This is a genomic window from Candidatus Phytoplasma stylosanthis, assembly GCF_032886435.1.
Classification (GTDB): Bacteria; Bacillota_I; Bacilli_A; order Acholeplasmatales; family Acholeplasmataceae; genus Phytoplasma; species Phytoplasma stylosanthis.
Genome location: NZ_JAUZJP010000016.1, coordinates 1 through 7,202, shown reverse-complemented (window position 1 = coordinate 7,202; position 7,202 = coordinate 1). Strand labels below are relative to the sequence as shown.

Here is a 7,202-nt window from a genome sequence, read left to right as displayed (position 1 = left end):
TGTTGGCCTAAACTAACTTCCTTGTTCGTGTGAAGAGCCTTGATTAAAACTTTTTCCAAAACTTTAAAAAATTGTTCCGCTTCATAAACACTCACTTGACCTTCTTGAGCAAGAGCTTTTATTAATGCTTCTTTATTCATTTTTTCTTTATTCATTTTTATTCAAACCTTCTTTCGTTATTTGTCTCACTTTTTGATATTTTTTTTAAAAAGATTAATTATTTTAACTTCTTTTTTTAATTTGGGAAAAAATTGAAATGTTATTCTTTCATGTTCGGGAATATGGATAGTTTCATTTCTTTTTTGAGGATTGATGATTGTTCTTTCTTTACTTTTTTTGAAAGCAAATTTTCCAATGGAACGAGAAACAACTACTTCATCATAATTTAAAATTCCCTCTAATAAAGCTATTTCAAATGTTTTATACAACTTTTTAGCTTTTTCAAATTTTATCTTTTCTATCTGGGCAATATTTTTAATTAATTCTTTTTGTTTTAAAACTGTTTTAGTCATTTTTTTTAAAACCTTCTTTTATCATTTTTTTATTTCTAATTGTTTTAATTTTCTTTTACTCATTTTTTTTTCTCCTTTTTTTGGTTATTAAGAACTATATTCATGTTTATAATATCTGTCGTGGAATAACCATAAGTTATTAATTCTGGTACTGAAAAAAGAGCTTTGATCTTAGAGTCAAAGAATAACCATCTTATTGCATTCTTTCCACTGGTCGTTGAAAATGACTATAATATTTTTTTAAATTTTTGCGATCCATGTTTTAAAAAACCTTCTTTCTTTTTTTAATTTTCTTTTTCTAAAATAGGAATATTATTGAGAGAGGGAACCATTTTTTCTAATTGATGAACTTTCACCATCAATCCTTTTATTAAATTAACTATACGTTCAAACCAATCTTGTTGTTGGGAAAATCTTTCATAACTACTTTTTTCTAATTCTTTTATTTCTGCTTCCAACTCTTTTATTTTTTTTGCTAAGAAAAACATATTCGGAGAGGAAACAAAAGAACTAGTTTCTTCGAACTTTGAGGATGAGATATTAAGCTCATCTGTTGGTTTTGGAAAAATATAAAAGATGAACCATCCCAGAGTTGAACCTATTAAAACACAAAATAGGAATAATGATATTTTTTTAAAAAATGTTAAAAACTTTTTTTTCATTTTTCTTGTTTTTCCTCTTTCTTTTCAAATAAAGTCCTATAATGAGTTAATAAAGCCTTAAAGGCTAACCTTTCTTTTTTCATCTGCACAATAAAATTTAAATCTAAAGTTATTTTGGCTAAATAATAATCTGTTTCTTGAAAGTAAACTAAAAAATAAGCTAATTTAGCTTCTGAACAATAAAGACCACATTGAATTTGGGCCCAATAATAAGGAGGAACAATTTTTTTTTGGATAAATTCTTGCCAACTATTCCCTTTTTCTAAAGGACATTTGATTTCTAACATGGTTTGGGAAGGAGCGTGATAACCATCTAAAGAAGCAGAAAAAAGATCTTTGATAAAAACAGCAGGTTCATAATTTTTCTTGGTTAAAACAGAAAAGAATAAATTAGCCTTTGGTTCTGTTTTTTTGCCATGTTCCATCGCTTCATTGGTCACAAAAGGTTTTTTAAAAAGTTTCTTTTTAATTAACTCTTCTTTGGTCTCATAAGGATTTAAACCCATAATGGTTCCGATTTCAGAAGCGTTAATATAATGTTGACGGTGTTTAAACCAAGCCCAACTATTTTGTTTTAAATCTATTTTTTTCATTTAGTAAAAATCCTTTTCTTTTCTTCTGTTGATTGATCAACTAATGTTGATTGATCAAAAGAATAAAATTGACACATTTTTTTTAATTTATGAATAATTCTTAAAGCCCTCATTTTTTCTTTTTCTTCGGACTTGATTATAAAATAATGCATTAACTGCGGGAGATCAAAATTGGAATTGATAAAAGTATGAGCTTTTTTTTCATAACGCATATCTAAAAGAGGAAATAAAATATTATCTCTTAAATAAGGAGTAAGTGCTTCCGCTCCTAAATTATCTAAAAACAAATAAGGAATCTAGGATAACAAATTCATCTTTTTATCTATTTTCTCATCATATAAATGTTCTTTTATTTGACGAGTAAGATGAATCATTTTTTCTTGGTAAGCCAAAATCCGTGTTGTTTCTGTGTCTTGGTAACGAATACTAAAATAAGGTTTAGTAATTAAAACAGATTGATAGTTATTGTAAGGATCTGGATTTTCTTTTTTTTCTAAATAATGATTCAGTTGAATTAAATCTCCTTCTTCATAATCTTCTCCATAAACTAAATCTTTGGTTTCAAGATATTTTTTCATTTTTTCTTGTACTTGGTTTAATAAATTATTCATTAAATCACTCATTCTTATTTATCACCTAACTCAAAATAAGAAATTTTATGCTCATCTTCTTGGAAAGGACCCCCAAATCTTTTCTTCCTCTTTTTGAAGCATCTTCGTAAAAGGATGAAGGAATAATTCTTTTACTTCTAATTTCTTTTCTTCTTGATAAAATTGATAATTTTAGGTTAAAGCAGGATTAAGTTTGATTTGAAAAGGAGGATGTGACATTTCTTGAAAGATAATTTCCAAAGTTCCGACATCTTGATAATTTAAATATAAAATAGCTAAAGCCAAATTATAATTAGTTTTTTGATGAAAAAGAAATATTCTCCACTTTTTTTTCTCTTTTATCAAATGATTAATAATTTGTTTTAAACAAAATAATTTTTTTATCATTCTTTTATGAGACTCTCTTTCCGTTTGACTCCAAAAGAAAAAAGTCAAACTGTTTTTTAGTAAACAATTTGACTTTATTTTTTCGTTTAGAATCAGTTACGTTTTGATGGGTCACAACCGTGTAATAAATAATAAATAAATAAAAAAAAAACAAAGACTATGAAATTATCCTTCAAATTATCTTAATTAATTTAAATAAAATTTAAAAATTCCTTATTTTTATATCATTATTAAAATAATTAAAGTAAAAATGCTAGAATAATATATAATAACATTTTAGTTATTTAGTACTAAAAATTAAAATTATAAAAATAAAAAAATATTTAAAAAATTTAAAATTTAAATGAAATTAAAATATTACTTTATTATAAAGTGTAAGGATAAAAAATAACCTTGTTATGAAATCTCCAAATTTTTTAGAATATATAGATAAATTAGCTGAAGAATACCAATTAACCAGAGAACAAACAATAGAAGCATTTGAAAAAAGTTTAATTTCTGGTTGTAAAAAAAGTTGTCAAGTCAAAAGTTGTAAATTAATTTTTAATGAAAAATATGAAGAATATTTTTTATTTAAAGAATATTTTGTTTTAGAACCACAAAATGAACAAAATGAATTTGACGCAATAGAAACTAAAAAAATAACTTGCATCAATTTAGAAAAAGCGAAAAAATTAAAAAAAAACGCTCAAATAGGGGATATTATCCATGTTGAAATAGATCCAAAAGAATTTAGTTTTTATGCTAGTAAAGATTTTAAAAATAAATTTAATGAAGAATTAATTAAATTTAAAAGAGAAAATATTTTCCATTTTTTTAAAAATTATGAAAAAAAAATAATTAACGGAAAAGTTATTTCAATTAAAGAAAAATTTTATACTTTAGAGTTAGAAAAAGAATTACAAGCTATTTTATTAAAAAAAAAAGCACTACCAGAAGATAATTTTTCTATAAACGAAAGAGTTCAAGTTTATGTAATAGAAGTTCAAAAAACTACTAAATTACCTAAACTATTATTAAGTAGAACACATACTCATTTTGTTCTCGAAATCTTTAAAGAATTTATTCCTGAAATCCAAGAAGGAATAGTTGAAATTATAGAAATAGCAAGAATTCCTTCAATAAGGGTAAAAATTGGGTTATTATCTCATAATAAAGATATTGAACCTATTGGTTCTTGTATAGGAAAAAAAAATACCAGAATTCAAAATATTATCAAAATTTTAAAATCTGAAAAAATAGATTTATTTTTATGGAGCGACAATCCAGAAGAATTAATAAAAAACGCTTTACAACCAGCAAAAATCAAAAAAATAGAAATAATTAATGAAAAGAAAAAAATAGCTTCTGTTTTTGTCGAAAAAGAACAAATTTCTTTAGCCATAGGAAAATTAGGAAGCAATGTTCAATTGGCATCTCAAGTAACTAAATGGAATATTTCGATTAAAAATATTTAGTTTTTTGTGATAAAAATAAATTTATTTAAAAATTTTTTTTATGATATTATTTTTTAAAAATTATATCTATTTATCGTTAGTTAAAAAAAAAATTATTTTTTAAATTTAAAAATCAAAAAAACACAATTTTTATAAGAAATTTTATAAGAAAGTTAAAAATAAAATATGAATAAAAAAAAAAACAATGAACTTTTAGATACACAAATAAAAGTTAAAAGTTATATTTTTGACCCCTTACATACCGTTCAAGATTTAGCAAATATTCTAGGAATTTCAAATGTTTTTTTAATCAAAAAATTCTTAGAATTAGGAATTAAAACTAATATTAACCAAGTTTTAAATAAAGAAGATGTAAAAAAATTATGTTTAAATTTAAATATTGAAATTATTTTTGAACAAAAAGAAAATGTTAAAAATATATCACAAAAAAAGACAAAGGAAAAACAAGAAAAAAATAATAATTTAATTCCTAAAACACCTATTGTTATAATTATGGGTCATGTAGATCATGGTAAAACTACCTTATTAGATACTATTAGAAAAACTCGCTTAATTGAAAAAGAGTTTGGAGGAATAACTCAACATATTGGCGCTTATGAAATTACTTATGAAGATAAAAAAATAACTTTTATAGACAGTCCTGGTCACGAAGCTTTTTTTAAAATGCGTTCGCGTGGAGCTAAAATAACAGATATTTGTCTTTTAATAGTTGCCGCTGATGACGGTGTAAAACCACAAACTATTGAATCAGTTAAACATGCTCAAGAAGCTCAAGTAGAAATAATTGTTGTTATTAATAAAATAGATAAATTAAGCAATAAAAAAGAAAATATTATGACTGATTTGTCTAATTTAGGATTAGTTCCTGAATTATGGGGCGGAAAAACTCCTTATATTGAGATATCTGCTTTAAAAAAAGAGGGTATAGATGATTTATTAAAAATGATTTTATTGGTTAGTGAGATCAAAAACATTCAAACAGATTTAACTCAAAAATCAGAAGGAGTCGTTTTAGAAGCTGGTTTAAATAAAAATCAAGGTCCTTTTGCAACTTTTATTTTATCCAAAGGAATTTTAAAAGTAGGAGATATTGTTGTTATCGGTGATGAAACTTACTGTAAAATTAGATCTATTCAAGATGATTTAAAAAATAATATTAAAACTGCTTTCCCTTCACAACCTGTTTTGATTACAGGTTTAGAATCAGTTCCCAAAGCTGGTGATTCTTTCACAAAAATAAATGATAAAAAAAAAGCAAAAAAAATAATTGAAAAAAAACAACAATTATTAAAAGAAAAAAGTCAACAAAAAAACGAATCTAGTTCAACAACATATGACAATATTTTTTTAACAAAACCAGATGAAGAATTTAAGTTTTTAAATGTCATTATCAAAGCTGATACCCAAGGTAGCTTAGAAGTAATTACAGAAAATTTAAATCAATTAAACATTAAAAAAGTAAAGGTTAATATTATAAAAGCTTCTGTAGGTATGATTAATCAAAATGATATTAGTTTAGCACATACTTTTAATTCTTTATTAATTAATTTTAATAATCCTATTAGTAATGTTTTAATAAAAACAGCTCATCAAAATAAAGTAGATATCAGAAATCATAACATTATTTATAAACTCACAGAAGATGTGATAGAAAAATTAAAAGAATTAGTTGAACCAGTTTTAGAAGAAAAAGTAACAGGTCAAGCAGAAATTCAGAAAATTTTTAGCATAAGTTCTGTTGGGAATATTGCGGGTTGCTATGTTATAAAGGGGACGATTTTTAATAATTCTTTAGCTAAAGTAATTAGACAAAATGAAGTAATTTATAAAGGAAAAATTGTTTCTTTAAAACATTTAAAAAACAATATTGCTAGTGCGCAACAAGGACATGAATGTGGTATTTTGTTAGATAATTTTAATAATTTTCAAATTAATGATATAATAGAATCATCCAGAATAGAAAAGGTAAATAGTTAATATGAATGATATTTCAAATAAAAGAAGAGCTAGTTTAATTCATGAATCACTAGTAAATATAGTCAATAATGTGATTAAAAATGAAAAAATAGGTTACATTAATTTAACAGGCGTGGATCTATCTAATGATTTGTCTTTTTGTAAAGTTTATTTTACAATTTTAAATGATAGAACAGAAAATATAAATGAATCTTTTAAAATTTTAGAAAAAAATAAGAAAACAATTCGTATGAAATTAGCTAGTGAAATACAAAATATGAAAAAAATACCTGATTTAATATTCAAATACGATAAATCTTTAACTTATGGTAAAAAAATTGACAAACTTTTGGATAATATTATAAAATAAGTATATTTAAAAAAAGGATAAATTACTATTTATCCTTTTTTTACTTTATAAAGATTTTTAAAAAGTAAGAAAGTAATTAATAAATATGCTATATGCCGAAATCATAATAGACATGAAAATCCCTTATTCTCACAAATGTTTTGATTATATAATTACAGAAAAACAAAAAAACAAAATCAAAAAAGGAATGAGAGTAATTGTTCCTTTTGGAAAAAAAAATAATCTTCGCTTAGGATATATTTTAAAAATAAAAGATAAAAGTGATTTTGCTAATAAAAAAATTGAAGATGTTTTAGATCAAAAACCTTTTTTAAATGATGAACTTTTTTTACTAGCAGAAGAAATATTAAAAATACCTTTTGTTAATATAGCTTCTGCTTATGGTACTGTTTTGCCTAGAAGTTTTTTAACCACTTATTTTCAAAAAATTCATATTTTAGAAGAAAACAAACTACCTCAAGAAATAAAAAATTATTTAATCAAAAAAAATAAAATTATAAGTTTAAAAGATAGTTTTATTCCCAGAAAAGAATTATTGAAACTGCAAAAAAAAAAATTATTGAAACACAGATTATTTTTAATAAAAAAGATTATCGACCACAACCTCAAAATTTTTATTATCTGAATCCTGAATGGAAAAAAATCCCCAATTAC

10 protein-coding genes are annotated in these 7,202 nt (G+C 23.4%); 4 read left to right on the top strand and 6 right to left on the bottom strand.

The window, feature by feature from the left end:
* Positions 1 to 185: 185 nt before the first annotated feature.
* The 6 genes from Q8777_RS02115 to Q8777_RS02090 all read right to left on the bottom strand — a co-directional run bounded on the left by Q8777_RS02115 (position 186) and on the right by Q8777_RS02090 (position 2,765).
* Positions 186 to 512 carry an HU family DNA-binding protein gene (locus tag Q8777_RS02115; protein ID WP_318676187.1) on the bottom strand — a complete coding sequence of 109 codons (327 nt, stop codon included), beginning with the start codon at positions 510 to 512 and terminating at the stop codon, positions 186 to 188.
* Positions 513 to 796: 284 nt separating this feature from the next.
* Positions 797 to 1,174 carry a hypothetical protein gene (locus Q8777_RS02110; RefSeq protein ID WP_318676186.1) on the bottom strand — a complete coding sequence of 126 codons (378 nt, stop codon included), beginning with the start codon at positions 1,172 to 1,174 and terminating at the stop codon, positions 797 to 799.
* The gene (locus tag Q8777_RS02105; protein ID WP_318749350.1) at positions 1,171 to 1,767 is read right to left on the bottom strand and encodes a YqaJ viral recombinase family protein; all 597 of its coding nucleotides are present in this window, start codon (positions 1,765 to 1,767) and stop codon (positions 1,171 to 1,173) included. The genes Q8777_RS02110 and Q8777_RS02105 overlap by 4 nt, the downstream gene beginning before the upstream one ends.
* A complete protein-coding gene (locus Q8777_RS02100; protein ID WP_318676184.1) occupies positions 1,764 to 2,054 on the bottom strand; it encodes a hypothetical protein in 291 nt (96 codons plus the stop codon). Before Q8777_RS02100 ends, Q8777_RS02105 begins: the two co-directional genes overlap by 4 nt.
* A gap of 9 nt (positions 2,055 to 2,063) precedes the next feature.
* Positions 2,064 to 2,390: a hypothetical protein gene (locus Q8777_RS02095; RefSeq protein ID WP_318676183.1), complete on the bottom strand. Its 327-nt coding sequence runs from the start codon at positions 2,388 to 2,390 to the stop codon at positions 2,064 to 2,066.
* A gap of 159 nt (positions 2,391 to 2,549) precedes the next feature.
* Complete coding sequence (locus Q8777_RS02090; RefSeq protein ID WP_318676182.1) at positions 2,550 to 2,765, bottom strand: hypothetical protein; 216 nt, start codon at positions 2,763 to 2,765, stop codon at positions 2,550 to 2,552.
* 398 nt (positions 2,766 to 3,163) lie between these two features.
* Here Q8777_RS02090 and nusA point away from each other — a divergent pair, with 398 nt between their 5' ends.
* The 4 genes from nusA to Q8777_RS02070 all read left to right on the top strand — a co-directional run bounded on the left by nusA (position 3,164) and on the right by Q8777_RS02070 (position 7,173).
* Entirely contained in the window at positions 3,164 to 4,222 is a 1,059-nt protein-coding gene (gene nusA / locus Q8777_RS02085) for a transcription termination factor NusA (RefSeq protein WP_318676181.1), read from the top strand.
* 165 nt (positions 4,223 to 4,387) lie between these two features.
* On the top strand, positions 4,388 to 6,199 hold the full coding sequence (infB, locus tag Q8777_RS02080; RefSeq protein ID WP_318676180.1) for a translation initiation factor IF-2: 1,812 nt from the start codon (positions 4,388 to 4,390) through the stop codon (positions 6,197 to 6,199).
* Between the two features lies 1 nt (position 6,200).
* Positions 6,201 to 6,548 (top strand): 30S ribosome-binding factor RbfA, encoded by a 348-nt coding sequence (gene rbfA, locus Q8777_RS02075; RefSeq protein ID WP_318676179.1) that lies wholly within the window; start codon positions 6,201 to 6,203, stop codon positions 6,546 to 6,548.
* 85 nt (positions 6,549 to 6,633) lie between these two features.
* Complete coding sequence (locus Q8777_RS02070) at positions 6,634 to 7,173, top strand: hypothetical protein (RefSeq protein ID WP_318749456.1); 540 nt, start codon at positions 6,634 to 6,636, stop codon at positions 7,171 to 7,173.
* The last annotated feature ends 29 nt before the right edge of the window (positions 7,174 to 7,202 follow it).